At 70.7% G+C, this 205-nt stretch carries 1 protein-coding gene; it reads right to left on the reverse strand.

The window, feature by feature from the left end; genetic code table 11:
- On the reverse strand, window positions 1-205 hold a 205-nt coding region (locus NET02_RS16525; RefSeq protein ID WP_284058526.1), incomplete at both ends, for an EAL domain-containing protein.

A 205-nucleotide genomic window follows, 5' to 3' on the forward strand; every position in this document is an offset into this window, starting at 1 on the left:
TTGCGCCCGCGCCTGCGTCTCGAACTGCTCCACCGGCATCGGCCGGCCGTAGCGGTAGCCTTGCAGCAGGTGGCAGCCGTGGCTGAGCAGGTAGGTCTCCTGCCGCTCGGTCTCCACCCCCTCGGCCAGCACCTGCATGCGCAGCTTGCGGCCCAGCGCGATGATGGTGGTGATGATGGCCTCGTCCCGCCGGCTGTGCTGGCCC

This window comes from Thermalbibacter longus (assembly GCF_023806485.1).
Classification (GTDB): Bacteria; Chloroflexota; Chloroflexia; order Thermomicrobiales; family Thermomicrobiaceae; genus Thermalbibacter; species Thermalbibacter longus.